Origin of the sequence: Acidovorax sp. SUPP1855, from assembly GCF_030158955.1 — a bacterium.
Lineage (GTDB): Bacteria > Pseudomonadota > Gammaproteobacteria > Burkholderiales > Burkholderiaceae_C > Paracidovorax.
Map to the genome: position 1 here is coordinate 1 of NZ_BQXI01000026.1, position 22,765 is coordinate 22,765.

Sequence of the window (22,765 nt, forward strand, 5' to 3'; positions counted from 1 at the left end):
CTCTTGTGTTGGCGCGAGGCCTCAGCGAACAGGTCGAACTTCAGGGCGCTACGGGGAGTGATCATGGCAAAGGATGGAGCACGCGTTCTCGATCAACAAGGGACCGGATGGGTTTTGAGAGGTTCCCCTACCTCTACCCAGGCCTGCAGAAGGTGGTGCAGGCGGCCGGCCGTGTGATCCGCTCGCCCAGCGACGAGGGCGTGGTGCACCTCATCGACGACCGCTTCGCTCGGGCCGAGGTGCAGCGGCTGCTGCCGGCTTGGTGGGCTGTGGAGGGTTAGGTCTCCAATCGGCCTTCAGCACATATTCCACTAGGGCATTTTGCTATTAAATTAGTAGCGAAAAAAAGGGCGATTCCAGCGGTTTGACATGAACACCAGTGCCAACAGCATCACCGAGATGGCAGCGGCTGCGATGAACGGTATTTCAGTCCCTCCATGTGCAATAAGCAAAGCACCAAGAGACGGGGCCGACACGATCGCGAAGGTAGACACACTCCTCAAGGAGGTGCTTACCCGCCCCAGCAAATGCTGGGGGCACAGGTTCTGAATATTGACACTCGCGCCGATGGTGAATAATTCATAACCGAAACCGTTGGTAAACCAAAGCGCCGCGAAGGATAGATTATTCAAATGGTGTGGCGCCACTTTAATAATAACTGCCGAAGAAACGATGGCGAGCGAAAAAATAACAATGCCATGGCGGATAAGAAATCCTGCCTCCTTGTTCTTCAAAAGAAACCGTACCAAGAATGCCGCAGTGATTGCCCCTGCCGCAGTGCTCGAAACGATGAGGGAAAAAACGGTGGTGTCGAATCCCTTTGATCTGACAAAAGAAGCCAAATGGGGGTCGTAGATTGCCAAGGCCAGTGAAGCCCCGATTGTCAAGCACATACTAATCAATAAAGCGGGAGGGAGGCTGCTGAATGATTTGAAGCCGTCGATGAGATTCATCGCGAGATTTCTGACGCCACGGATATTTTCCTTGATTGGAAAGTCGATGCCCTTGAACAAGCGCGGTAGTACCAACACGCAGATACCAGTCGAAGCTGCAGATACGAAAAAGACCCGTTGGGCTGGCACTGCCAGAATGAGCAAACCTGCCAATGCCGGGGTGGCGATTTTGGTCAATTGATCCAAGGCGCTCAAGCTTGAAAAATAGCGGGTGCGAACATTTTGGTGGATAACTTGGTTCGTGATAACGGCGCTAGATGGCCAATAAGCCAGATTGGCCAAACCTTTTGCCAGCACCAAAATAGCAAAGATCCAAAATGACGGGGCAACGGCAATGAGAACAGTGAAAAAGGTGCGGAAAATCGTGCCCAAGAGCATCAACTTTCGGGGGTCGCTTCGGTCAAGAAATGCGCCAAAGATAGGGCCAATGATTAAACTAGGTAAGCCATAGAGGGCCGCGACCAATGCAACTTCAGAAGGGGACGACTTCCAAATAAAAGAGGCCACTGAAAAGATTAAAAAAATATCTATCCAGGAAGCAAAGCCTGCCAATGTCTGAATGCACAGCAAAAACCAATACTTGGATTGGTGTTTTTTTTGCATGTTAGGGAATATTTTTGGGTTTTGGAGTAAAAATTCTGTTCTCAAAAACAAAGCCGTCTAGGCCATGTTCTTTTGCGAAATGAATCAGATCACTAAGTCGGTTTAAAAAACCTCCTCCGTTAAAATTCAGTGAGGTGTTGCATAGCACTCCCAGGCCAGTGTATTTTTTGAATTCCACTAATAATTCAAATATATCGGCATTATTTTCTGGCGTGATCGACTGAGGTCTGGCCGAATTGTCTACATGGGTGACGGCTGGAATTTTGTCGGAATTGACATTCCTGAAATGCAGCATGTACGGGCTGGGGACGGAGGAGCCGAAATACTCCTGCATGTCGTTGGCTAGGCATATTGGTGCAATTGGACGGTAGGCTTCCCGCTTTTTGATTTTGTTGAGCTTTGCCAGCATGTTTTTGGTTGAAGGGGATGCCAGTATGGATCGCGCCCCCAGTGCGCGAGGTCCCATTTCATAGCGACCGCGCATCCATCCTAGAACAGCCCCATTTGCGAGCAACTTGGCAAATGCAGGCGCAGCGTAATCGAAGATGTCCCAACCGCTGAGATCGGGATTGTCATCGTAGGGAGATTCTCCGGCGTAAACGTTCCACTTGACTTTTGCATGGCCACTGAGGAAATGTTGCGCATCGATCGCCGTTCCGATGGCCGAGCCACTGTCATTCACGCACGGCGGAATGAAAAAATCCTCGAATAACTGGCTGTCTACCCATTTTGAATTCCATTCACAGTTGAGGCCGCATCCTCCTGAAATGATGAGTGGATGTTTTCCATGCAGTTTTATTGCAGATCGCGCCGCCTCTTCAAACTTCGAATAGATGGTATCGGATAATAATCGGGCCACATTGGAAAATTTTTGACTCGTAACGCCGCAATTATAATATTTGCTATTTTTGAGTTTTTCTTTATCTAGCGTGTTTCTAATATCGCCAGTGGAAAGAATTCGACTGATGAGTTCCTGACCCTCAAGGTCTACCCCGCTGGGCTGGGCATAAGCTGCGATGGCCATCAGCTTGCCCGCATCGCTGAGTCTGACGAGTCCAGGCTTCAATTTGAATTCAGCGTCTGCGAGCCCGAAAAGGAACGCGTAACGTATCCCCGGATAAGTCATGACATCGCCGATTTTCTTGATTTGCACGTTCTCGTCGATGAAGTACCACGCGCCGAGATAACCTTCCCAAAGAAGAACATAACATGCCCGCCCCTGTTCCCATGGCGAAAGCCCATAGCCGCACATCAAATGGGAGCGGGCGTGACTAGAGCTGAAATAAGTCGCGGGTTGGCCCCAGATCGTTACCGCTTTTGATATGACACCATCGGTGTTCGAATACCCAGCTTCAATCGAAAAACCTTCAGGGTCTGAGCCTTTGCTCCAACCGCCATAAGCCAGCACATTGGGCTGTTTTTCTCCAGTGAGCATCAATTTCAACAGCGTGTCTCCGGAAAAATCGCTGTATCGGCGGCCATTGTCTTTTTCCGATTCTAGGGAATAGATTAGCTCGCCATTTTCAATCAGAGCGGCTGTGCCGTCATGACCGGGTTTTATGCCTAATATACATAAATCCTTAATGGATGTCATCAACTAAACTCCCCCTGTTATCTTGCGGGTTATTCTATCCACACTGTTTCCACTGCCTGTGCCTCCGCCCACGACCAAAATTGGATGTTCGATATCCGCAGAACACTCCAGAATTTCCGCAAGCTCCCGGTCGTGAAAATAACCGGTAAGCCAAGGCTTCAATTCCATGGCTGTGATCAATAGATTCAGGGTTTGGGAGAGGTGGCCCACTTCCATCAACATCGGGCGGTAGGCTCGGGAGTGCGGATATTTCCACCACATCTTGTCGAATCGTGAGGTCATCACAATGGCGAAAGCCATGTCGTTAGCCCAATCTTGATGGCATAAGTAAGTGCCTATCGGGAACCTCTCAAAACCCCTGTCTCAGCCACTTGGCGCGCTTACAAATCACGAGTTACGGCGTTCAAGCCTTGCAAATTCGGAAGTTTTGAGAGGTTCCCTATCGGTTCCTCTGGAAGTGCCTTGATGAACTCTAATTCGTGTCTTTTCGACAGGTAGTGGTATATGCCACTAGGCAAGCCTTCGATATTGGTTGCCCATAGATAGGGTTCGGTGCATTGCAATCCCCCTGCAGCTGGCGAAGTCCGCTTGTATCCATAGACAGATAGATTTTCCATATTTTCGTCTGCCTTGATATCACCAAAGGCGCAGTAGAGTAACGTTGAAATCTTTCTGAGAGACACGGGCTTGCTATCGAAATCCCTGCAGGTCCGCCTGCTGAGCAAAGATTCCCACAGATTTGCACTATTCAGTTTTTTTAATTCGAAATCCGGTAGGGCAAATCGGGTGCCTCCTTTGATGATTTCGACCGGCGGCATGGCATCACGAATAGAGGCGCAGAAATCCAAGTACGAAGCTGCATATTCGTGTGAACTTGTGGGCGACTGCATTGATTCTGGCGCTAGGGGGTGCTGGGTGCCATAATGAAAAATATGAGACAGCCAATCCCAAGACCATTTTTGCTCCCGAAAGGCATCAACTAATACCTCTGCATTGGAAATATCTTCGTCAACCTGCGTTTTTTTGACAAAGGCCCCCGTTGAAAATTCAAGCAGGCGATTAAGATGATTGGGTGTTATTTCGAATTGTTGATGTTTTTCATAGTCCCAAAAAATCAATTTTCCCGCATCTATTTTTAGAAAGTGAGAAGGCTGCAGCCACTTCATAACTGTAATTGGAGAATTTATTGAAATGGGTGAACACAAGTTCACCCATTGCTGAGTTAATTATTTTCTGATCGCGTGGTCTCGATATGCGTCATTGGATTGGCATTTCAATGGCGATTCAATTTGAATTTTCTTCATATGATGATCCTTAAGATTTAAAACGCCGCGAAATTGCGACAGAACAATATTGCCACCAAATAGGTGTCTGGAAAGGTAATATGAGAAACATCAACAAAATAAAAATAACTTATCTGCGAAGAAATAATTTTCTATATAAATTTTATTTAATATAATTATTTGCATTTTTTATGAATTGCTTCCCCCAATCCAGTGGGCTAATAAAAAATGATAGTGCGTCGATAAACAGGGCCTACGATGGCGGAAGCCGTGGTGCCGCACCTGTAGCCGGACGGTGAGTGGCAGAGAGTTTGGTCTCCAATCGGCCTCTAGCGCATATTCCACTAGGGCATTTTGCTATTTAATTTGTAGCATTCGACTGAATCGATCTTGCATGCCTGCGCATCGAAACAGAGCGCGGCGCGACGGTGGCGCGGCTTCCGCGAGGGGTGCCGCGCCGCCGGGGTCATGCGGCTGCGTTCGCCGGGAAGTCCGTGGACGCGGCCAGCGCGCGCCACTGGGCGGTTTCCGCCTGCACGAACGCGTGCTTGTCGGCAATGGCCTGCAGCGTGTCGGTGCCCAGCGGCAGGCGCAGGGGCGGCGCGGGGCTGTCCACCAGTTGCAGGATGGCCTGGGCCAGGCGCTCGGGGTCGCCGGGCTGGTTCAGGTGGATGCGGCGCGCCGCCTCGCGCACGGCGCCGGCGCTGGCGGCGTAGTCCTGCACGACCCGGGGCGAGATCGCCAGCGACGCCGTGTCGAGGAATTCGGTGCGAAAGTAGCCCGGCTCCACCACCGTGGCGTGGATGCCCAGCGGTGCCAGCTCGGCGTGCAGGGCTTCGGTCAGGCCCTCGACCGCGAACTTGGTCGAGCAATACACGCCGAAACCCGCACTCGATTGCACCCCGCCCAGCGACGAGATGTTGATCACGTGGCCGGCGCGTTGCGCGCGCAGGGTCGGCAGCACGGCACGGGTCACGTTCAGCAGGCCGAACACGTTGGTGTCGTAGAGGCTGCGCACCTCGTCGGCGGTGGCCGCTTCCACCGCGCCCAGCAGGCCGTAGCCCGCGTTGTTGACCAGCACGTCGATGCGGCCGAAGCGCTCCAGCGCGGCGCCCACCGCCTGGCGTGCCTGCGCCTCGTCGGTCACGTCCAGGGACACGGCCAGCAGTGCGTCGTGGGTGCCCAGCCGCTGGGTGACGGATTGCGCGCTGCGCGAGGTGGCCACCACCGCATCGCCCCGGGCCAGCGCGGCCTCTGCGATGCGGGCACCGATGCCGCGCGAGGCGCCGGTGATCAGCCAGACGCGGGGATGGGAAGACGACGAAGCGGAGGTGGCAATGGATGCGGTGGCGGTCATGGAAAGGTCCTCGGGTTTCTATTGGCGGTCTGCTCGGTCCGGCAGGCCGGTCGATCCGGCTGCCATGGGTGGGACTTTAGGCACACCATTGCCATCGCACTAGCCCATAATCCCTCGATTCATACGCAAGCAATACTTGTCAATCGACGGTCAATCAAGGGGGAATGCCATGGCCATCAACGAACTGCGGGCCATCGCCACCTTCGCGAAAGCCGCCGAACTCGGCAGCCTGCGCCAGGCGGCCTCGGCACAGGGCATCACGCCGCAGGCGGCCAGCCTGGCGTTGGCGCAGCTGGAGGCGCACCTGGGCGTGCGGCTGTTCCACCGCACCACGCGCAGCCTCAGCCTGACCGAGGAGGGCCGCCGGTTTCTCGATGCCGCGCAGCCCGGGCTGGCCACCCTGCAGCGGGCGGTGCACGGCGCGCGGCGCGGGCGTGAGGAGATTGCCGGGCCGCTGCGCATCACCGCGCCGCGGTCGATGATGCTGGAGGTCATCTGGCCCGTGGTGGACGCGTTCTGCCGCCGCTATCCGCAGGTGGAGCCCGATGTGCAGCTGGACGACCGCATCGGCAACTGGGTGGAGGACCGGGTGGACGTGGGCTTTCGCTCCGGCTACCCGCCCGAGGGCGGGGTCGTCGCGCGGCGCCTGATGGCGCTGCAGTTGGTGGTGTGCGCCACGCCGGAGTACCTGGCGCGCCATGGCGTGCCGTTGCGCATCGAAGACCTGGCCGGGCACCGCTGCAGCGGTTTTCGCCACCCCGCCACGGGCAAGCCCATGCCGTGGGAGTTCCGCGTGGGCGAAGAGATCGTGGCCCACGCCATCGCGCCGGCGTTCTGCGTCAACGACATCGAGCTGGAGGCGCGCGCCGTGCTGGGCGGCCACGTGATCGGACAGCTGGTGGGCACCACCGCCGCGCCGCTGGTGCGCAGCGGCCGGCTGGTGCCGGTGCTGACCGATGTGGTCGCGCACCACCTGGGCCTGTACGTCTACTACGGCAGCCGTGCGGCCCAGCCGGCGCGGGTGCGCGCCTTCATCGACCTGGCGGTGGACATGCTGGCGGACAACCCCGCCCTGGGTTTGAGCCCGCAGGAGCTGGCGAGGGCCAGCGCGGCGCACGCGAAGGCGCTGAAGAAAAGCCACAAAGCCGCTGCGGCCCGGGCGCCGACCCGCTCGGGGTGATGCGCCAGGCGGGGCCTGCCCCTCGGCGCAGCGCCCGTGTCAGCCGCGGCGCAGCCGGCACGCCATCAGGATTTCGTCGTGGTACTGGCCATCGACGCAGAGGTACTCCCGCTCGACGCCGTACGCCACGAAGCCCAGCGCCCGGTACAGCGCCACCGCCGCCGTGTTCGACGCGGTCACCCCCAGGTTGACCTGGCGCACGCCCAGCGGCTCGACGGCGTAGTCCAGGGCATGGCGCAGCAGGCGCCGCCCCACGGACCGGCGCCGCGCTTCGGGCGCCACGTACATGCCCCAGAGGAACGCCTTGTGCGAGAGCTGGCGCATGTCCTCGCGCTTGATGCCCACGGTGGCGACGAGCGTGCCGCCGTCGAACGCGCCCAGCACGGCCCGGCCGGGCTGGGCCTGCAGGCGGCGCTCGAAGTCGGCCAGGGGCGTGGCGGCCTCTTCCTCGTAGCTGGACGAGAACGCCTGTGGGCATTCGCGCAGCCCGCGCAGCCGCAGGGCGGCGAACGGCGCGGCGTCGCCGGGGGTGAGGGGGCGCAACTGCAGGTCGTCGAGGTCGGGGGGCATGGAGGGCATGGGTCAAGCGGGGCAGCCGAGAAGGGCCGGGGGGCCGGGCCGTCGCGACGGCTTCCGGGGGCGGGCGAACGATCCGGTGCGGGGATGCGTTCCGTTATACCAACCTGCACGGCGAAGGCGGGTTGGCGAACCGCCAGAATCGGTGCACAGTTCCGCGAACGCACCGCCCCACCGCCGGCTGAACCCCCACCCCTCGCCCCGCTCCACGCCATGTCCGCCTCCATCGATCCGCCCCGCGCTCCACTCGCCCCGGTGGCGCGCGTGCTGGCCGAAGCGGCGCTGCAGCGGCAGAACACGCTGCTCGGCGTCGATGCCTCGGGGGTGCCCGCGGCGGGCGGTGCCGATGGCGGCACCCCGGTGCCCGGCGCGTTGCCCCTGCCCCCCACGGCGCAGCGCCCGCCCCTGCCCGCGCCGGCCGACCGCGTCAGCATTTCTCCGCAGGCCCGCCAGAGCCTGGAGGGTGCGGCGACCGGGCCGGTGGGCGCGGCATCCGCCGCCCGTGTGGCCATCCCGGGGCCGGGCGCTCCCGCCACGGCAGCACCGGCCGCTGGGCTTGCCGGTGCCGCACCGGCACCGGGCGCGGCCGCCGTGCAGGGCCTGCCCTGGCCCACCAGCGGCGTCGGCGCCCCGTTGCGCCAGATGCTCGGAGCGCTGCTGCAGCAACTCACGGCGCCCACGGGGCGGCCCCAGCAGGTCGCTGTGGCGCAGCCGTGGCCCGCGGCCCTGGCGCAGGGCGCGGCGGACGATCTGCCGCCCCTGCAGACCTGGCTGGCGCGCCAGGGCGTGGTGGAGACGGCCGATGGCCCGCGCGGCTATGCCCTCACGCTGCGGGTGCCGGCGGTGTGGCTGCAGCAGCAGCCGTCGGTGGGCGCGGCAGGCGGGTCGCCCGCGTCGGCGGGGGCCGGCCCGGCGGTGCCCGGCGAAGCCTCGCCGCCGCTCGTGTTCGCGGGCCGCCCGCAGGCGCTGCAGTCGGGGCTGTTCGCGCTGGTGCTGCAGTCGGGCGAGGGCGCGGCGGCCAGCCGCACCAGTGCCCTGCTGGCCCTGGACCTGGCGCCGCACGCCCAGGCGGCGGCCGTGGTGTACGGGCGGGACATGCTGGCCCTGCAGCGCTCCGATCCCTGGCTGCAGATGGCCGCGCTGCAGGCCAGCGGCTGGCGCCCCGAGGACGACGAGGCCGGGCGCAGCGGGCAGGGCGAGGCGTGCGACACGGCGGGCTGCCCCTATGCGGGCCGGGCGCCCTGCGTGCAGCCGTTTTGCGTGGCGTTTCGGGTGTTCGAGGCCGGTGCGGCGCGGCCGGCGGGCGATGCGCCGCAGGGCTCCGGCCCGCCGCCCTGACCGGCGTACGGGCATAAAAAAACCGCCAGGCCCGGTGGGGCGCTGGCGGTCCATTCCAGGGAAGGGCGCCGGCCGGGTAGGCCGGGCGGACCCTCCTCGGGCAAGGGCGGATCAGGGGTACAGACCGCGCATTTCGCGGGCGTGCAGGATGCGCTGGCACGCCACGATGAAGGTGGCTGTGCGCAGGCTCACCTTGTGTTCCTGCGCCACGTGCCAGATGCCGGCGAAGGCCTCCTGCATGATGCGCACGAGGCGGGCGTTGATCTCGTCCTCGCTCCAGAAGAAGCTGGAGAAATCCTGCACCCATTCGAAGTAGCTCACCGTCACGCCGCCGGCGTTGGCGATCACGTCGGGCAGCACCAGCACGCCCTTGTCGTGCAGGATGTCGTCGGCCTCGGTGGTCGTGGGGCCGTTGGCGCCCTCGATCACGAGCTTGGCCTTGATCTGGCCGGCGTTGTGCTTGGTGATCTGGCCTTCCAGCGCGGCGGGGATGAGGATCTCGCAGTCCACGCCCCAGAAGTCTTCCTTGGCCATCGCTTCGGCGCCGCCGAAGCCGCCCACGCCGCCCGTCTTCTTGACGTGCTCCAGCAGGGCGGGCACGTCCAGGCCGCCCTGGTGGAAGATGGTGCCGGTGTGGTCCTGCACGGCCACGACCTTGGCGCCCGCTTCGGCGAACAGCTTGCCGGCGATGCCGCCCACGTTGCCGAAGCCCTGCACCGCGATGCGCGCGCCTTCCAGCGGCAGGCCCGTCAGCTTGGCGGCTTCCACGCCCACGGTGAACACGCCGCGGCCGGTGGCCTCGACGCGGCCGAGCGAGCCGCCCAGGTCCACCGGCTTGCCGGTGACCACGCCCGTGGCGGTGGCGCCGGTGTTCATGGAGTACGTGTCCATCATCCAGGCCATGACCTGGCCGTTGGTGTTCACGTCGGGGGCGGGGATGTCCTTGGAGGGGCCGATGAGCAGGCCGATCTCGCTGGTGTAGCGGCGCGTCAGGCGCTCCAGCTCGCCGCGCGACAGCTTCTTGGGATCGACGCGGATGCCGCCCTTGGCACCGCCGTAGGGCACGTTCACGGCCGCGTTCTTGACCGACATCCAGGCCGACAGGGCCATCACTTCGGACAGCGTGACGTCCTGGTGGAAGCGCACGCCGCCCTTGCCGGGACCGCGGCTCAGGTTGTGCTGCACGCGGTAGCCCTCGAAGTGGGCGATGGTGCCGTTGTCCAGCTCGATCGGCACGTCCACGATCAGGATGCGCTTGGGGCGCTTGAGCGTTTCCACCCAGCGCGCCAGGTTGCCCAGGTAGGGCGTGACGCGGTCCACCTGCTGCAGGTAGTTGCCCCACGGGCCGAGGTCGTCGGCCTGGAGGTAGGAGGGCAGTTCGTGCTGGGTGCGGGTGCCGTTGGTGTTCGACATGAGGGGGTTTCCTTGAAGGAGGGATCAGTTCAGACGACGGAGCTTATGCCTGCCCCCGGCAACTGTCCAAGGCCGTAGTGTTACAGGTTTATGCGCCGAATGCATAACCTGGGCAACGGGTCGCAGCGCCGTTTTTCAAGGGCCGGCCGACGGGCGGTCGCGCGGCTCATTCCACCTGGATGCCCGCCAGCGCGGGATCGCCTTCGGGGTAGCGCAGGCCGAGCCGGGCCAGCACCTCGCGCAGCACGGTGGCGATCATGAGGTTGCGGTGGGTCTTGGAGTCGGCGGGCACGATGGTCCAGGGGGCCCACGGCGTGTGCGTGGCGGCCAGCAGGGTGGCGTAGGCGCGCTGGTAGTCGTCCCACTGCTTGCGCGCGGCGATGTCGCCCAGGTCGAATTTCCAGTGCTTGGCCGGGTCGTCCAGGCGCTCCTGCAGGCGCTTGCGCTGCTCGTCCCGGCTGATGTGCAGCATGAACTTCACCACCACGGTGCCGGTTTCGGTCAGCAGGCGTTCGAAGTCGTTGATGTGCGCCAGCCGCTGGCGGTGCTGCTCGGGTGTGATCCAGCCGTTCACCACGGGCACCAGCACGTCTTCATAGTGGCTGCGGTTGAACACGGTCAGCTCGCCCGCGCCGGGCACCTGCTGGTGGATGCGCCAGAGGTAGTCGTGGGCGCGCTCGGTGTCGGTGGGCGCCTTCCAGCCCACGGCGTGCACGCCCAGCGCGCTCATGCGGCCGAACACCCCGCGCACCGTGCCGTCCTTGCCGGAGGTGTCGGTGCCCTGCAGGATCACCAGGAGCTTGTAGCGCTTGTCGGCGTACAGCAGGTCCTGCAGGGTGTCCAGTTCGAGGGCCAGGGCTTCGACGCGCGCCTTGTCGCTGGCCTTGTCGCCCTGCGAGAAGGGCTTGGCCGAGGGGTCGAAGCGGGCCAGGTCCAGGGCGGGCAGGGGGCCGTCTTTCGCCGCTGCCTTGGCCTCGGCCTTCGCGGCCTTGCCGGCCGGCTCCGCGTGGGCCGGCGCGGGCTGCCATGGCGCCAGGCGCCGGGCGATCTCGTCGGTGGGCAGGGGAGCGGGGGCGGGGGCTTTGGCGGCCATGGCGGGTCCTGGTGGGGTGGGAAAGTCCATAGTGTCGCGCGGGCCGCACAATCATCGCTCGAGCCCTGAACGAGAAAGCCCTTCCATGTCTGTCGATCCCGCCGTGAATTCCGCCGATTCCTCCCCTCCGGTTGCCGGGGTTGCCGCGGTCGCCCAGGCCCTGCTGCAGGCCCGCGCCACCGCCGTGCCCGCCGACGCGCAGCCGCTGTCGGCGGCCCTGCGGGACGCCGATGCGGCCTATGCCGTGCAGGGCGCCGTGGCGCAGGCGCTGGGCTGGTGGTCCACCGGGGTGCCCCGGTACTGGAAGTCCGGCGGCGCGGACCGGGCGACCGTGCTGACCCACGCCCCGCTGCCCGAGGCGGGCGTGTGGACCCATCCGGCCCAGGCGCAGGCCTGGCCGTTCGCGCTGCGCGGCATCGAGGCCGAGATCGCCCTGCGGCTGGGCCAGGCGGTGGATGCCGCCGCTGCGGCCCGGCTGGCCGACGGCGAGGGCGCGCACCTGGTCGACGCGATGGCCGTGTCGATCGAGATCGTGGAAACGCGCTGGGCCCAGGACGGCGCGGTGGCCGGCCTGCTCACGCTGGCCGACCAGCAGTCGCACGGCGCGCTGGTGCTGGGCGAATGGGGGCCGTTCGACGCCGGTGCGCCGCCCGACTGGGTGCAGCAGCGCTGCACGGTGCGCATCACGGGCCAGGACGCGGTGGAGCGCCAAGGCACGCATTCGCTGGGCGATCCCGCCTGGCTGCTGGCCGCGTGGCTGCGCCATGCCACGCAGCACTTCGGCACCTTGCCGGCCGGCACGGTGGTCACCACCGGCAACTGGGCCGGGCGGCTGAACGCCCGCCTGGGCGATGCGGTGGAGGTGGCGTTCGACGGCATCGGCACCGCGAGCGTGCAGCTGTAGCCGGTACCTCGGAGTGTTGTGCTATTAAATAAATAGCAATACGCCCTAGTGGAATATGCGCTAAGGCCTGTTTTGGCTCAAAGGTCGCGCGGCCTGCCCGTCGATCAGCTCCACGAAGCGCCGTGCGCCCAGGCCCAGCGGGCGCTCCTTGGACCACACCACGTCCACCCACAGCGCGACGCCGTTGCTCAGGTTCTCGAACGGCATCTCCACCAGCGAACCCGCCGCGATGCGCGGCTGCACCAGCGCGCGCGGCTGCCAGCCCCAGCCCAGGCCCGCCTCGATCAGGCCCAGCGCAGCCAGGTGGTTGTCGGTGCGCCAGTGGTGGCGCGCGAACACGAAGCGCGGATCGGTCTGCGCCAGGTCGCGGCTGGCCACGACGATCTGGCGCGTGGTGGTCAGGTGCTCCTCGCGCAGCAGGGCGGCGGCGGGGGGCTCGCCGCGCTCCGCGGCCGCGGCCTGCGCGGCGGCCAGCACGGGGTGGCCCGGCGCCATCACGGCGACCAGGGTTTCGCTGCCCACCTCCTGGAAGCCCTCGCGCCCGTCCATGCTGGGCCGCTCGAACACCAGCGCCAGCTGCGCGCGCCCGGCGTGCAGCAGCGCCAGCGCATCGGCCTGCGGCGCGGCCAGCACCTCGACCTGCAGCAGCGGGTGCTCCTGCGCCAGGGCCGCCAGCGGGCTGCGCCAGTGGGCGGCCAGCAGCTCGGGCGCGATGGCCAGGGTCAGGCGCTCCTCCAGCCCCTGGGTAAGGGCGAGCGCCTGCGCGTTCAGTTGCTTGAGCTGGGCCGCCAGCAGCCGCGCCTGGGGCTCCAGCGCGCGGGCCGCGGCGGTGGGGCGGGGCTCGCGGCCGGTGCGGTCGAACAGCGGCACGGCCAGCTCGGCTTCGAGGTGGGCGATGGTCATGCTCACGGCCGAGGGCACGCGTGACAGCGCCCGCGCCGCGGCCGAGAACGAGCCCTGGTCCAGCACGGCCAGAAACACCTGCACGCTGTCGGAAGAGAACGCCATGGGGCCGGAGTATCTATCAATAAAACTGAAACAAGCTGACTTTATGTATCAGCCTGGCACACATACAGTGGCCCCATGTCCACGCAAACCGCCCCCGCTACCCACCGCCCCACCGGCCTGCAAGGCCTGCAAGGCCTGCCGCGCCGCGTCCTGTACGTCACCCTGTACGAGCTGATCGCCATCGTGGCCGCCACCGCGGCGCTGGCGTGGCTCACGGGGCAGGGGCCGGGGCATTCGGGCGTGGTCGCGGTGGCCGCCTCGGCCATCGCGGTGGTGTGGAACCTCGTGTTCAACTGGGCGTTCGAGCGCTGGGAGGCGCGCCAGCCGGTGCGCGGGCGCAGCACGGCGCGCCGCATCGCCCATGCCATCGGGTTCGAGGGCGGCCTGGTCTTCACCCTGGTGCCGCTGTTCGCCTGGTGGTTCAAGGTCAGCCTGTGGCAGGCCTTCGTGATGGACCTGGGGCTGATCGCCTTCTTTCTTTGCTACACCTTCGTCTTCAACTGGGGCTTCGACCGCATTTTCGGCCTGCCGGCATCGGCCCAGGCGGAACCGTCCGGCGTTCAGGCCACCACGAAGGCCACCCCCCAGACCGTGGCTCAGTAAGGCAGCGCGAAGCCGTTGCGCCCGGCGTTGATGCGCGTGGCCGTGGGGGTGCCGTTCACCTCCTGCGCGGTGAGCGACACGCTGGCGCCCGGCACCAGCAGGCTGCGGTCGCCGCCGCGGAAAGTCACCACGGGCGCGCCGGGCGGCACGATGACGGTCTTCTCGCCACCCTGGTAGGTGAGCTTCAGCGTGCGCCCCTTGGCGGCCCCGCCGGCGGCATCGGACACGCCTGCCACGTCGGCCACGGTGGCGTTGGTCATGGTGCTCTGGGGCTGCAGGTCGAACGGGCGGTGGCCCTCGCCGGCCCCGCGCGCGGATTCGGGGAACACCGTGACGGCGATGGCGCGCTGGGTGCCGTCCGCCTGGGGCAGCGCGGCCGTGCCGATGAAGCTGCCCGGCTGGATGTCCGCCAGCGCGATCGGATAGACCTCCTGCACCACCAGCGTGGGCGAAAGCGCCAGCGTGACCGTCTGCCCGCCGCGTTCCTTGACGGTGAGCGAAGTGGGCGTGGCGGCTTCGATGGTGCCGCGCAGGCGCACGGTCTGGGCGGGTGCGGCGGCGGGGGATGCCGCCGTGGGCGCTGCGGCCGGGGCCGTCTGGGCCATGGCCGCGCCGGCGCCCAGGATCAGGGTGGCCGCCACGAAGAGCGGGGACAGGCGTGCGGGGGCGGGAAGGGGCTTCATGGCGTGGCGCGGCGGCGTGCAGTGAAAGAGGCTGCCCATGATGCCCGAAGCGCCCGGGCCAGGCGTTGCCGGGCGTTTCAGTGCGCCGCGCCAGCGCCGAAGCGAAAGCTCGACGCCGTCACGCCGCCGTACACGCCTTCCTCGTGGTACACGCAGTCGGCCCGTTCGGCCTCGGCCGCGCCGGCCGCGACCATGAGCGGAATCAGGTGGTCCTCGCGCGGGTGGGCGATGCGGGCCGCCGGCGCGCTTTCCCAGCCCATCAGCCGCGCGGGCCGGTCGGCCGGATCCGCATGCACCAGCGCATCCTGCAGCCATTGGTCGAACGCCACCGAAGGCGCCCGCCCGGCCTCGCCGAAGCGGCGCAGGTTGTGGTAGCTCAGCCCGCTGCCGACGATCAGCACGCCTTCATGGCGCAGCGGCGCCAGTGCGCGGCCGAGCGCCAGGTGCTGGGCCGGGTCCAGATCGCGCTGCAGCGACACCTGGATCACCGGCACGTCGGCGGCCGGGTACATCACCTGCAGCGGCGCGAAGGTGCCGTGGTCGAAGCCCCGCTCCGCATCGAGCCGGCTGGGCAGGCCGGCGGCACCGATGAGGGCTGCGATCCGCTGCGCCAGAGCGGGTGCGCCCGGCGCCGGGTAGCGCACCTCGTAGGTGTGGGGCGGAAAGCCGTAGTAGTCGTACACCATCGGCGGCCGGGGGCTGGCCATCACGGCGAAGGCCTCGTCCTCCCAGTGGCCGGACACCACCAGCACGGCCTGCGGGCGGGTGGCGATCTGGCGCGGGATGTCCTGCAGCGACTGCTCCAGCGTGTGCATGGTGCGGCGCATCTCCGGCACGTACGGCCAGGGGCCGCCGCCGTGCGACAGGAAATAGGTGGGCAGGGGGGAGGAGGGCGGGTTCATGGCGGTCCGTGGGGATGGGGGGGTGGTAGAGGGCGAAAGGTGCCGGCGAGGGTGTCAGGCACCGCGCGGGCGGATCGGCGCGCGCCGGGCGCGGCCCCACAGCACAAAGGTGCACAGCGCCAGCAGCACGAGGTTGAGCGGCACCACCATCGCCTCGCCACGGCTCAGGTGAAAGGCGATGGCGAGCCCCTGCAGCACCACGCAACACAGGGCCGCCAGCACGGTCAGCCGGGGCAGGATGCGCGTCAGCGCGGGCAGCAGGATGCCCAGGCCGCCCGCGATGTCGATCAGCCCGATGGCCCGCACGAAGGCGACGGGATACTGCCCCGTCCACGGCATCATCGCGCTCATTTCGGGAATGGGCGTGGTCAGCTTCACGACGCCCGAGGCGCAGAACACCGCGGCGACCAGCACCTGGGCGATCCAGAGGCCGATGCGCAGCGCCCGGCCCGCGGACGGGGTGGCGGCAGTGGGCAAATACGGGGTGGCGGGCATGGTGGTTCTCCAAAGGGGCCACAGCGCGTGGCGATGAAAAGGGATGGGACTGGAAGCAATTTAAGATTTCCCCCAAAGGAAATCGATGGCGTTAGAGTGATGGCATCCTTTCCTTCTTTGGCAAACATGAACCCTGCAGACCTGGAACTGACCGGCCTGCGCGTGTTCCAGGCGATCGTCGAAGCCGGCAGCTTCAGTGCCGCCGCGGACCGCCTGGGCATGGCGCCGCCGATGGTGAGCAAGCACATCGCCCGGCTGGAACGCACGCTGGGCGCGCGCCTGCTGCACCGCACGAGCCGCAGCATGAGCCTGACGGAGGCCGGCACGGCGTTCTACGAGCAGGGACGGCAGGCGCTGGAACTGCTCGACGCAGCCGCGGCCTCGGTGGGCCATGGGCAGAACCGGCCGCGGGGCGAGTTGCGCATCAGCGCACCCGTGTGGTGTGCCACCCCGCGCTTTGCCCGGCTGCTGGCCGACTATCGCCGGGCATGCCCCGAGGTGCGGCTGGACCTGCACCTGGACAACCGCATGGTGGACCTCGTCTCGGAGGGGTTCGACGTGGCGCTGCGCATGACCGCCGAGCCCGCGCCCCAGCTGATCGCGCGGCCCCTGTGCCAGATGGCGTTCCATCTGGTCGCGGCGCCCGGCTTCCAGCCCGGCCCCGACGAGGGCGTTGATTCGGGCGGTGCGCCCCGGCCCATCCCGATGGTCATGCCCAACTACGTGCAGCTCGAGCGCCTCAAGAATGCCCTGCAGGAAGGCATGCACCGGCACATCGACGCCGTGATGAAGTCCAGCGACAGCACCCTGAGCTACCACGCCGTGGTGGCCGGCATGGGCGCGGCCTTCCTGCCCGCATGGCTGGTGGACGACGACCTGGCCAGCGGGCGGCTGGTGCAGTTGCCGGGCGATACGGAGTTCGTGGGCACGCTGTATGCCGTCTATGCCAGCCGGCGGCAGATGCCGCTCAAGCTGCGCAGCTTCATCGACTTCCTGGCCGAGCGCCTGGGTGGGGCGCCATTGCCGTCCTGACGCTCGCGCACCGATGACAATGCGCACAGCCGCCGCCGGAGATCCCACCACCCAAGGCAGCCCATTCCAACGCCATGCGATCCCCTGGAGAGCGCGATGACAGAAATGAGGACCCTCCCGTCGCAGGGATCGCTGCTGTCGGTGCAGGCCATGGGGCAAGGCCTGCCCGTCGTGTTCCTCCACGCTGCGGTGTGCGACAGGCGCATGTGGGCGGCCCAGATGGGCGCACTGGCCGGCACCTGCCGGGTGATGGCCTATGACCGCCCCGGATTCGGTGACTCGCCCCTGCGCACGGCCGATTCGTCATCAATGGCGGATGGGCTGGCCGTTCTGGAGGGCCTGGGCGTGACGGAGCCGGCCGTCGTGGTGGCCTGTTCCCAGGGCGGCCGCATCGCGCTGGAGATGGCGTTGAGCCATCCCTCCAGGGTGCGGCGCCTCTTTCTGATCGCCCCCTCGCTCAGCGGCGCCCCGGCGCCGGCGTATCCCCCCGAGATCGAAAGCCTGCTGCGAGCGCAGCAACTCGCGGAGCAGGCGCGGGACTGGGAGGCACTGAACCACATCAAGGCACGCCTCTGGCTGGACGGCCCCCTGTCGCCCGAACTCCGGGTGGGGGGCGACGCGCGAAAGCTGTTCCTGGCGATGAATGCGATCGCCATCGCGAACAGGCTCCGGGGCGGAGAGACAGACAACGTGCCGGTGTACGGCAGGCTCGCGGAGATCCGGTTGCCTGCCCAAGTGGTCTGGGGTGACCTGGATTTTCCCCACGTTCAGCAGCGCGCCCAGATGGCCGCAGACCAGATGCCGAATGCACAGGGGATCGCGTTGCACGGCGTGGCGCATCTGCCGTCCCTGGAGTGCCCCAATGCCGTCACGGGTTGGCTGAGGCGGTTTTTGGGCGAGATATGAAGCCGGTGGAGAGGCTGTTGTCTATGCCACGCAAACCCGTGTCCGAAAGCTTTCCCTGCAAACAGGCGCTCTGTCCGTCCGTCGAATCACCCTATCGATCCAGCCGCTTGCTGGACAGAAACTGCTGCATCTGATCGGCCACCTGCACGTTGTTCAGGTCGGAGAACGGGAAATGCGTGTTGCCGCGTATTCCGATCTCGGGAAGAAGCACCAGCTTCGCGTCGCCGCCATGCCGGTTGACGGCCTCGACCCACAGCCGTGCCATCGCCAGCCGCACGCGCCAGTTGTCCTGTCCGGGGTCCGTGCTCGGCGCTGCAGGGATGTTGTCGCCGTAGTAGAGGACGATGGGAATCCGCGTGAGCGCCTTGAACTGCGCCATCGGCACCGCGACCCCGTTCAGCGGGCCGGTCAGGCTGGGCAGGGTGGGGGGCACTTCGCCTTCGGGAAACACAAAGCCGCTTCCGGGCTCGTAGGAGACGACGGCGCGGATGGTGGGGTTGTCCATGACGGCCTTCCAGCCGAGCCCGCCGCTGTAGGAGTGCGTCACCAGCACGCCGGGCCCGATGCGCCGGAACAGCGCGGACATGGCATCGACGGCCACGGGGTTGTCCAGGGGGCCGGTGTCGGGCGCCATTTGCCGAAAGAACTGGTTCAAGGACTCCGGGTCGCCGGGAAACTGCACCTGCGGATAGAAATTCGGCCAGACACCCAGGCGGAAAACGTTGAACCAGCGCTGCTCGTCGGGCTCCGCCGTGATCTGGCCCGCCACGGTGCTGCGGCCGGCACCCCCTCTGCGCGGCTGATCGACGAGGTAGACCGAAAATCGGCGGCGCAGAAAGATCGTCTGGAACCCTTCGCGGCCATCGGGCGTGGTCTCCCAGGTTTTGGAGAACACGCCGAAGCCGTGCCACATCACCAGGGGCAGCTGGCGCGCGTTCACCGGGATCTGGTAGGTCACGCGGGCATGGTCGCCATGCAAGGTCTGCCCGGCCGGCCCCGGCTGTCCGAGGACGTAGGTGCCAGGGCTTTGCACAACGGTGCCGCCTACCGCGAAACTGCCCTGCGCCTGGACGGCGATGGGTGCAGAAGCCGCAGTCTCCTGCGGCGCGGCATGGGCGTGAAGAGCGACTGTGCCGCCGAGCAGCGCGGTCAGGGTCTTGCAGAGATGGCGTTGCATGGTGTTCCTCCACGGGGTCGGGGCTTTGCGCTTTCTCATTGGACAGGGGCCTTGAAGACGTCCCGCGCCACGCCGGCAGCCGTCACGGCGTTCGGCCAGCCCGCATAGAACGCCAGGTGTGTCAGCGCCTCGACCAGTTCCGACTCGGTGACGCCGTTTTGCCGCGCCAGCGCCATGTGCGAGCGCAGCTGGTCGGGGCGGTTCATCGCAATCAGTGCGCTGACGGTGACCAGGCTCCGGTCACGCGGCGACAGGCCCGGCCGGGCCCAGACATCGCCGAACAGCACGTCGTCGGTGAGCTGGGCCAGCTTCGGCGCGACGTCGCCGAGCAACTGCTGGGCACGGGAGGGCTGGGCCGCAGAAGCGGAGGGGGTCGGGGACGTGTCCGTGCGCGGCTTTGCCTGGTAGTCCTGTTCGCTGACCTGCTCCAGCCAGTCCACGGTCTTGCCGTCCTGCGCTTCCTGGATGGCGATGTGCGCCATGGCGCTGTCCGGCGCGGCGCCGTGCCAGTGGCGCGCATGGGGCGGGATGCGCACGACATCGCCCGGACGGATTTCCTCGACGGGTCCACCCCAGCGCTGCACGCGGCCGACCCCTTCCGTCACGACCAGCGTCTGGCCCAGCGGATGGGTGTGCCACGCGGTGCGGGCGCCGGGGGCGAAGCGGACTTTGCCCGCCGAGGTGCGGGCGCCGCCGTCGGGGGTGAAGAGCATCTCGACCTGGACCGTGCCGGTGAAGTTCTGAGCCGGTGCCGACTGCACCGGGCGCGAGGCCGCGCGGGAGATCCGGATTTCCGGTTCTGCGGCGCCGGCGGTGTTCAGCATCGAGAGCGCAAGCGCAGCGGCTGCGATGGGTTTCATGGTGTGCCTCCTTGGCGTGTGGTGGACGGGAGATGGGCTTGCAGCCATTGCGTCACCTGGGTCATGGTGCGCCGCTCCTGGTCCGCCTCCATGGCGAAGCCGCGGTGCAGCCGCGCCTTCGGCGCATGGGCCGCGAGCACGGACGGGCTGTTGCCCAATCCGTAGCCCCCGTGGGTGACGAAGGGGATCAAGGTCTTGCCTGCAAGATCGTGTGAGGAGAGGAACGAGCGGATGGCAGGAGGTGCCGTCTCGCCCCAGATCGGAAAGCCCAGGAAGATCGTGTCGTAGCGGCCGATGCCCGGCACCTGCGCATGCAGCGCGGGTTCAAGGCCGCTGTCGCGCTCTTTCCGGGCTTGCTCGACCACCGCGAGGTATTCCGCGGGATAGGGCACGGCCGTCTGGATCTCGAAGAAATCGGCACCGTGGGCGCGCTGGATCAGGCCGGCCACGACGCGCGTGTTGCCGGTGCGCGAGAAGCAGGCCACCAGCGTGGTCGGCGATGGGCCTGGGCGCGGCCCCTCCGATCGGGTGCTGGCACCTGCCGGGCCGCCGAGCGACAGCCCCGCCAGCGAGGCCATCAGCGCACGCCGGTCAGGTGCTGGTGGGAATGCCATGCGAGCGCCTGTGCATCAACGTCCCACGCGCGCCCGCAGCGCTGCGGGATAGCGGTCGCCTTCGATCGGCACTTCGGCCAGCACGCGCGCGATACTGCGGAGATCGTCGGCGGAAAGCGCCAGGGATGCCGCGCCCAGGTTCTCGTCCAGACGGTGCCGTTTCGTTGTTCCGGGAATGGGCACGATCCACGGTTTTTGCGCCAGCAGCCACGCCAGGGCCACCTGTGCGGGCGTCACGCCCTTGGCTTGCGCAATGGCGCCCAAGGACTCGACCAGCGCCTGGTTGGCCTGGCGCGCCTGCGGACTGAAGCGGGGCACGATGCTGCGGAAGTCGTCCTGGCCGAAGGGCGTGGTCGGGTCGATGGCCCCGGTGAGAAACCCCTTGCCCAGGGGGCTGAACGGTACGAAGCCGATCCCCAGCTCTTCCAGGGTTGGCAGGATCGCCTGCTCCGGTTCGCGCCACCACAGGGAGTATTCACTCTGCAAGGCGGTCACCGGCTGCACCGCGTGGGCACGGCGAATGGTCTGCGCCCCGGCCTCCGACAGGCCGAAGTGGCGCACCTTGCCTTCGGCGATCAGCGCCTTCACGGTGCCGGCGACATCCTCGATCGGCACATCGGGGTCCACCCGGTGCTGGTAGAGCAGGTCGATCACGTCCGTGCGCAGGCGCTTGAGCGAACCCTCCACCGCCCGGCGGATGTGCTCGGGCCGGCTGTTGAGAATCTGCTGCTTGCCGTCGTCCCCGAACGTGAAGCCGAACTTGGTGGCGATCACCACCTGATCACGCATCGGTGCCAAGGCTTCGCCGACCACCTCCTCGTTGAGATAGGGGCCGTACACCTCTGCGGTGTCGAAGAAGGTCACGCCGCGCTCCACCGCGGCCCGGATGAGAGAGACCGCCTGCTGCCGGTCGGTCGCCGGCCCATAGCCATGGCTCAGGCCCATGCAGCCCAGGCCCAGTGCGGACACCTGCAGGCCGGATTGGCCCAGTTGACGTTTTTCCATGCGGTTCACCTCACAAAGTTTTTGCGTAGAACGCGGTCAGCTTGGCCATGGCCGCATCTACGTAGCGCGGGACCCAATAGGTCTCGATGTGGGTGGCCCCTTCGATCTTGAACAGTTCCTTGTCCTTGGCGCCCGTGGCCTTGGCGAAGGCGTCCTCGCTCATGTACAGGCTGTCGGCCTGGCTGCCGGCGATCATCAGCAAGGGCTGCTCGATCAGGTCGATATGGTCGGTCGCATCCCAGCGCATCAGGTCCACCAGGCTGCTCATCGTGTACTTGAAGGTCGAGTTCGGGTGTGCGTGCGTCTTCCAGTAGTACGCGTAGCCCTGGCGGTACAGGTCGAAGGGCAGCTTTGCGATCTGCTCGTCGGTGAGGTTGGCATCGCCTGCGTAAAGGACTTCTCCGCCCGTGGCCTCCTGCGCCCGGGCGGCCGAAGCCTGCTGCAGCCGTTGCGGCACGGTGTGGAGTTGGGAATCCGCATAGCCATTGCGGCGCACCCGTCCCGAATTGAACATGCTGACTGTCGCGACCGACTTGAACCGCTTGTCCGTCTGGGCCGCAGCCAGCGAATACCCACCGCCGCCGCACAGGCCCAGCAGCGCCATGCGCTGGGGGTCCACCCCGGCATACCGCGCCAGGAAATCCGCCATGCCGTGGATGTCCTCGATGCGGTTCGCGGGCTTGTCCACGCTGCGAGGCAGCCCGCCGCTGGCACCCTGGTAGGCCGCATCCGCCGCGATCGTGATGTAGCCCTGCTCGGCCAGTCGTTGCGCGTACAGGCCCGCCACCTGCTCCTTGACCCCGCCGTTCGGATGCGCGACCACGACGGCGGGATAGGCCTTGGCAGGATCGAAATGGGCCGGCGTGTAGACGTTCGCGGAAATGTCCAGGCCATTGAGCACGTACCTGACGGGGTGGATCTGAACCTTGCCGGGCTCGTTCCTGGTGATCGCACCTTCGTAGACCAGGGTGAAGGGGTTCTTCTGATGGTCCGCCGCGACGGCCTCTGCGCCGGCGATGCCGACCATCGCCGCAAGAAGCGTGGTTTTCAATGGGTTGGGAATCATGGGCGAGGCTCCTGTCCAGAAAGGGTTGTGGAATCCGGGTGGCTGCGCACGCTGCGACTGGCAACGGATCGTTGTCATCGCGACTGCGCAGCCACCCTCGCCTCGGACTTTAGGCAGTGG

23 protein-coding genes and 1 pseudogene are annotated in these 22,765 nt (G+C 65.9%); 7 read left to right on the forward strand and 17 right to left on the reverse strand.

From position 1 onward, the window contains the following. Positions 1 to 122: 122 nt before the first annotated feature. Positions 123 to 281 (forward strand): annotated as a pseudogene (locus AVMA1855_RS19515) (helicase C-terminal domain-containing protein); the annotation flags it as partial. A 51-nt stretch (positions 282 to 332) separates the two neighbouring features. Here the strand turns inward: AVMA1855_RS19515 and AVMA1855_RS19520 are convergent. From AVMA1855_RS19520 to AVMA1855_RS19540, 5 genes are all read right to left on the reverse strand, one after another. Then, the gene (locus AVMA1855_RS19520; RefSeq protein ID WP_284426960.1) at positions 333 to 1,556 is read right to left on the reverse strand and encodes an MFS transporter; all 1,224 of its coding nucleotides are present in this window, start codon (positions 1,554 to 1,556) and stop codon (positions 333 to 335) included. 1 nt (position 1,557) lies between these two features. Continuing rightward, complete coding sequence (locus tag AVMA1855_RS19525; protein WP_284426961.1) at positions 1,558 to 3,150, reverse strand: carbamoyltransferase C-terminal domain-containing protein; 1,593 nt, start codon at positions 3,148 to 3,150, stop codon at positions 1,558 to 1,560. 3 nt (positions 3,151 to 3,153) lie between these two features. Then, complete coding sequence (locus AVMA1855_RS19530; protein ID WP_284427017.1) at positions 3,154 to 3,489, reverse strand: nitroreductase family protein; 336 nt, start codon at positions 3,487 to 3,489, stop codon at positions 3,154 to 3,156. Positions 3,490 to 3,530: 41 nt separating this feature from the next. After that, positions 3,531 to 4,316: a nitroreductase family protein gene (locus AVMA1855_RS19535; protein ID WP_284426962.1), complete on the reverse strand. Its 786-nt coding sequence runs from the start codon at positions 4,314 to 4,316 to the stop codon at positions 3,531 to 3,533. Between the two features lie 583 nt (positions 4,317 to 4,899). Further along, on the reverse strand, positions 4,900 to 5,790 hold the full coding sequence (locus tag AVMA1855_RS19540) for an oxidoreductase (RefSeq protein WP_284426963.1): 891 nt from the start codon (positions 5,788 to 5,790) through the stop codon (positions 4,900 to 4,902). A 169-nt stretch (positions 5,791 to 5,959) separates the two neighbouring features. Here AVMA1855_RS19540 and AVMA1855_RS19545 point away from each other — a divergent pair, with 169 nt between their 5' ends. Beyond that, a complete protein-coding gene (locus AVMA1855_RS19545) occupies positions 5,960 to 6,970 on the forward strand; it encodes a LysR family transcriptional regulator (RefSeq protein WP_284426964.1) in 1,011 nt (336 codons plus the stop codon). Positions 6,971 to 7,009: 39 nt separating this feature from the next. Here the strand turns inward: AVMA1855_RS19545 and AVMA1855_RS19550 are convergent, their stop codons facing one another. Next, positions 7,010 to 7,549 (reverse strand): GNAT family N-acetyltransferase, encoded by a 540-nt coding sequence (locus AVMA1855_RS19550; protein ID WP_284426965.1) that lies wholly within the window; start codon positions 7,547 to 7,549, stop codon positions 7,010 to 7,012. Between the two features lie 210 nt (positions 7,550 to 7,759). On the opposite strand from AVMA1855_RS19550, the gene AVMA1855_RS19555 reads away from it, so the two are divergent. Beyond that, complete coding sequence (locus AVMA1855_RS19555) at positions 7,760 to 8,884, forward strand: hypothetical protein (protein ID WP_284426966.1); 1,125 nt, start codon at positions 7,760 to 7,762, stop codon at positions 8,882 to 8,884. Between the two features lie 111 nt (positions 8,885 to 8,995). On the opposite strand, the gene AVMA1855_RS19560 is transcribed toward AVMA1855_RS19555, so the two are convergent. Next, entirely contained in the window at positions 8,996 to 10,297 is a 1,302-nt protein-coding gene (locus tag AVMA1855_RS19560; protein ID WP_284426967.1) for a Glu/Leu/Phe/Val family dehydrogenase, read from the reverse strand. A gap of 166 nt (positions 10,298 to 10,463) precedes the next feature. Next, positions 10,464 to 11,390, reverse strand: a complete 927-nt coding sequence (locus AVMA1855_RS19565; RefSeq protein WP_284426968.1) for a PPK2 family polyphosphate kinase — start codon at positions 11,388 to 11,390, stop codon at positions 10,464 to 10,466. 85 nt (positions 11,391 to 11,475) lie between these two features. Between AVMA1855_RS19565 and AVMA1855_RS19570 the strand changes: the two genes are divergently transcribed. Continuing rightward, the gene (locus tag AVMA1855_RS19570) at positions 11,476 to 12,294 is read left to right on the forward strand and encodes a fumarylacetoacetate hydrolase family protein (protein ID WP_284426969.1); all 819 of its coding nucleotides are present in this window, start codon (positions 11,476 to 11,478) and stop codon (positions 12,292 to 12,294) included. A gap of 60 nt (positions 12,295 to 12,354) precedes the next feature. On the opposite strand, the gene AVMA1855_RS19575 is transcribed toward AVMA1855_RS19570, so the two are convergent. After that, entirely contained in the window at positions 12,355 to 13,302 is a 948-nt protein-coding gene (locus AVMA1855_RS19575; protein WP_284426970.1) for a LysR family transcriptional regulator, read from the reverse strand. 126 nt (positions 13,303 to 13,428) lie between these two features. Here AVMA1855_RS19575 and AVMA1855_RS19580 point away from each other — a divergent pair, with 126 nt between their 5' ends. Next, complete coding sequence (locus AVMA1855_RS19580; protein WP_284427018.1) at positions 13,429 to 13,905, forward strand: PACE efflux transporter; 477 nt, start codon at positions 13,429 to 13,431, stop codon at positions 13,903 to 13,905. Here the strand turns inward: AVMA1855_RS19580 and AVMA1855_RS19585 are convergent. The 3 genes from AVMA1855_RS19585 to AVMA1855_RS19595 form a co-directional block, all read right to left on the reverse strand. Further along, positions 13,899 to 14,588 carry a hypothetical protein gene (locus AVMA1855_RS19585; RefSeq protein ID WP_284426971.1) on the reverse strand — a complete coding sequence of 230 codons (690 nt, stop codon included), beginning with the start codon at positions 14,586 to 14,588 and terminating at the stop codon, positions 13,899 to 13,901. The two genes, AVMA1855_RS19580 and AVMA1855_RS19585, sit on opposite strands and share 7 nt — an antisense overlap. A 77-nt stretch (positions 14,589 to 14,665) precedes the next feature. After that, positions 14,666 to 15,490, reverse strand: a complete 825-nt coding sequence (locus AVMA1855_RS19590; protein WP_284426972.1) for a DODA-type extradiol aromatic ring-opening family dioxygenase — start codon at positions 15,488 to 15,490, stop codon at positions 14,666 to 14,668. 54 nt (positions 15,491 to 15,544) lie between these two features. Then, entirely contained in the window at positions 15,545 to 15,985 is a 441-nt protein-coding gene (locus AVMA1855_RS19595; RefSeq protein ID WP_284426973.1) for a DoxX family protein, read from the reverse strand. 126 nt (positions 15,986 to 16,111) lie between these two features. Here AVMA1855_RS19595 and AVMA1855_RS19600 point away from each other — a divergent pair, with 126 nt between their 5' ends. Both AVMA1855_RS19600 and AVMA1855_RS19605 read left to right on the forward strand, forming a co-directional pair. Further along, positions 16,112 to 17,017, forward strand: a complete 906-nt coding sequence (locus tag AVMA1855_RS19600; RefSeq protein WP_284426974.1) for a LysR family transcriptional regulator — start codon at positions 16,112 to 16,114, stop codon at positions 17,015 to 17,017. Positions 17,018 to 17,113: 96 nt separating this feature from the next. After that, positions 17,114 to 17,923, forward strand: coding sequence for an alpha/beta fold hydrolase (locus tag AVMA1855_RS19605; protein ID WP_284426975.1), 810 nt, complete (start codon positions 17,114 to 17,116; stop codon positions 17,921 to 17,923). Between the two features lie 91 nt (positions 17,924 to 18,014). On the opposite strand, the gene AVMA1855_RS19610 is transcribed toward AVMA1855_RS19605, so the two are convergent. From AVMA1855_RS19610 to AVMA1855_RS19630, 5 genes are read right to left on the reverse strand one after another with little or no spacing between them, the layout of a single operon-like run. Next, on the reverse strand, positions 18,015 to 19,100 hold the full coding sequence (locus AVMA1855_RS19610; protein WP_284426976.1) for an alpha/beta hydrolase: 1,086 nt from the start codon (positions 19,098 to 19,100) through the stop codon (positions 18,015 to 18,017). 35 nt (positions 19,101 to 19,135) lie between these two features. Continuing rightward, a complete protein-coding gene (locus AVMA1855_RS19615) occupies positions 19,136 to 19,960 on the reverse strand; it encodes a (R)-mandelonitrile lyase (RefSeq protein ID WP_284426977.1) in 825 nt (274 codons plus the stop codon). Then, positions 19,957 to 20,574: a flavodoxin gene (locus AVMA1855_RS19620; protein ID WP_284426978.1), complete on the reverse strand. Its 618-nt coding sequence runs from the start codon at positions 20,572 to 20,574 to the stop codon at positions 19,957 to 19,959. Before AVMA1855_RS19620 ends, AVMA1855_RS19615 begins: the two co-directional genes overlap by 4 nt. 15 nt (positions 20,575 to 20,589) lie before the next feature. Further along, complete coding sequence (locus tag AVMA1855_RS19625) at positions 20,590 to 21,579, reverse strand: aldo/keto reductase (protein ID WP_284426979.1); 990 nt, start codon at positions 21,577 to 21,579, stop codon at positions 20,590 to 20,592. 10 nt (positions 21,580 to 21,589) lie between these two features. After that, the gene (locus AVMA1855_RS19630; RefSeq protein WP_284427019.1) at positions 21,590 to 22,606 is read right to left on the reverse strand and encodes an alpha/beta hydrolase; all 1,017 of its coding nucleotides are present in this window, start codon (positions 22,604 to 22,606) and stop codon (positions 21,590 to 21,592) included. Between the last annotated feature and the right edge of the window lie 159 nt (positions 22,607 to 22,765).

Excerpts from the sequence above, each read along its gene's own strand:
- AVMA1855_RS19615 (WP_284426977.1), bottom strand. The coding sequence starts at position 19,960 with ATGAAACCCATCGCAGCCGCTGCGCTTGCGCTCTCGATGCTGAACACC.
- AVMA1855_RS19600 (WP_284426974.1), top strand. The coding sequence starts at position 16,112 with ATGAACCCTGCAGACCTGGAACTGACCGGCCTGCGCGTGTTCCAGGCG.
- AVMA1855_RS19570 (WP_284426969.1), top strand. The coding sequence starts at position 11,476 with ATGTCTGTCGATCCCGCCGTGAATTCCGCCGATTCCTCCCCTCCGGTT.
- AVMA1855_RS19595 (WP_284426973.1), bottom strand. The coding sequence starts at position 15,985 with ATGCCCGCCACCCCGTATTTGCCCACTGCCGCCACCCCGTCCGCGGGC.
- AVMA1855_RS19555 (WP_284426966.1), top strand. The coding sequence starts at position 7,760 with ATGTCCGCCTCCATCGATCCGCCCCGCGCTCCACTCGCCCCGGTGGCG.
- AVMA1855_RS19540 (WP_284426963.1), bottom strand. The coding sequence starts at position 5,790 with ATGACCGCCACCGCATCCATTGCCACCTCCGCTTCGTCGTCTTCCCAT.
- AVMA1855_RS19590 (WP_284426972.1), bottom strand. The coding sequence starts at position 15,490 with ATGAACCCGCCCTCCTCCCCCCTGCCCACCTATTTCCTGTCGCACGGC.
- AVMA1855_RS19620 (WP_284426978.1), bottom strand. The coding sequence starts at position 20,574 with ATGGCATTCCCACCAGCACCTGACCGGCGTGCGCTGATGGCCTCGCTG.
- AVMA1855_RS19520 (WP_284426960.1), bottom strand. The coding sequence starts at position 1,556 with ATGCAAAAAAAACACCAATCCAAGTATTGGTTTTTGCTGTGCATTCAG.
- AVMA1855_RS19560 (WP_284426967.1), bottom strand. The coding sequence starts at position 10,297 with ATGTCGAACACCAACGGCACCCGCACCCAGCACGAACTGCCCTCCTAC.
- AVMA1855_RS19525 (WP_284426961.1), bottom strand. The coding sequence starts at position 3,150 with ATGACATCCATTAAGGATTTATGTATATTAGGCATAAAACCCGGTCAT.
- AVMA1855_RS19625 (WP_284426979.1), bottom strand. The coding sequence starts at position 21,579 with ATGGAAAAACGTCAACTGGGCCAATCCGGCCTGCAGGTGTCCGCACTG.
- AVMA1855_RS19630 (WP_284427019.1), bottom strand. The coding sequence starts at position 22,606 with ATGGTCGGCATCGCCGGCGCAGAGGCCGTCGCGGCGGACCATCAGAAG.
- AVMA1855_RS19550 (WP_284426965.1), bottom strand. The coding sequence starts at position 7,549 with ATGCCCTCCATGCCCCCCGACCTCGACGACCTGCAGTTGCGCCCCCTC.
- AVMA1855_RS19605 (WP_284426975.1), top strand. The coding sequence starts at position 17,114 with ATGACAGAAATGAGGACCCTCCCGTCGCAGGGATCGCTGCTGTCGGTG.
- AVMA1855_RS19610 (WP_284426976.1), bottom strand. The coding sequence starts at position 19,100 with ATGCAACGCCATCTCTGCAAGACCCTGACCGCGCTGCTCGGCGGCACA.
- AVMA1855_RS19585 (WP_284426971.1), bottom strand. The coding sequence starts at position 14,588 with ATGAAGCCCCTTCCCGCCCCCGCACGCCTGTCCCCGCTCTTCGTGGCG.
- AVMA1855_RS19545 (WP_284426964.1), top strand. The coding sequence starts at position 5,960 with ATGGCCATCAACGAACTGCGGGCCATCGCCACCTTCGCGAAAGCCGCC.
- AVMA1855_RS19535 (WP_284426962.1), bottom strand. The coding sequence starts at position 4,316 with ATGAAGTGGCTGCAGCCTTCTCACTTTCTAAAAATAGATGCGGGAAAA.
- AVMA1855_RS19575 (WP_284426970.1), bottom strand. The coding sequence starts at position 13,302 with ATGGCGTTCTCTTCCGACAGCGTGCAGGTGTTTCTGGCCGTGCTGGAC.
- AVMA1855_RS19565 (WP_284426968.1), bottom strand. The coding sequence starts at position 11,390 with ATGGCCGCCAAAGCCCCCGCCCCCGCTCCCCTGCCCACCGACGAGATC.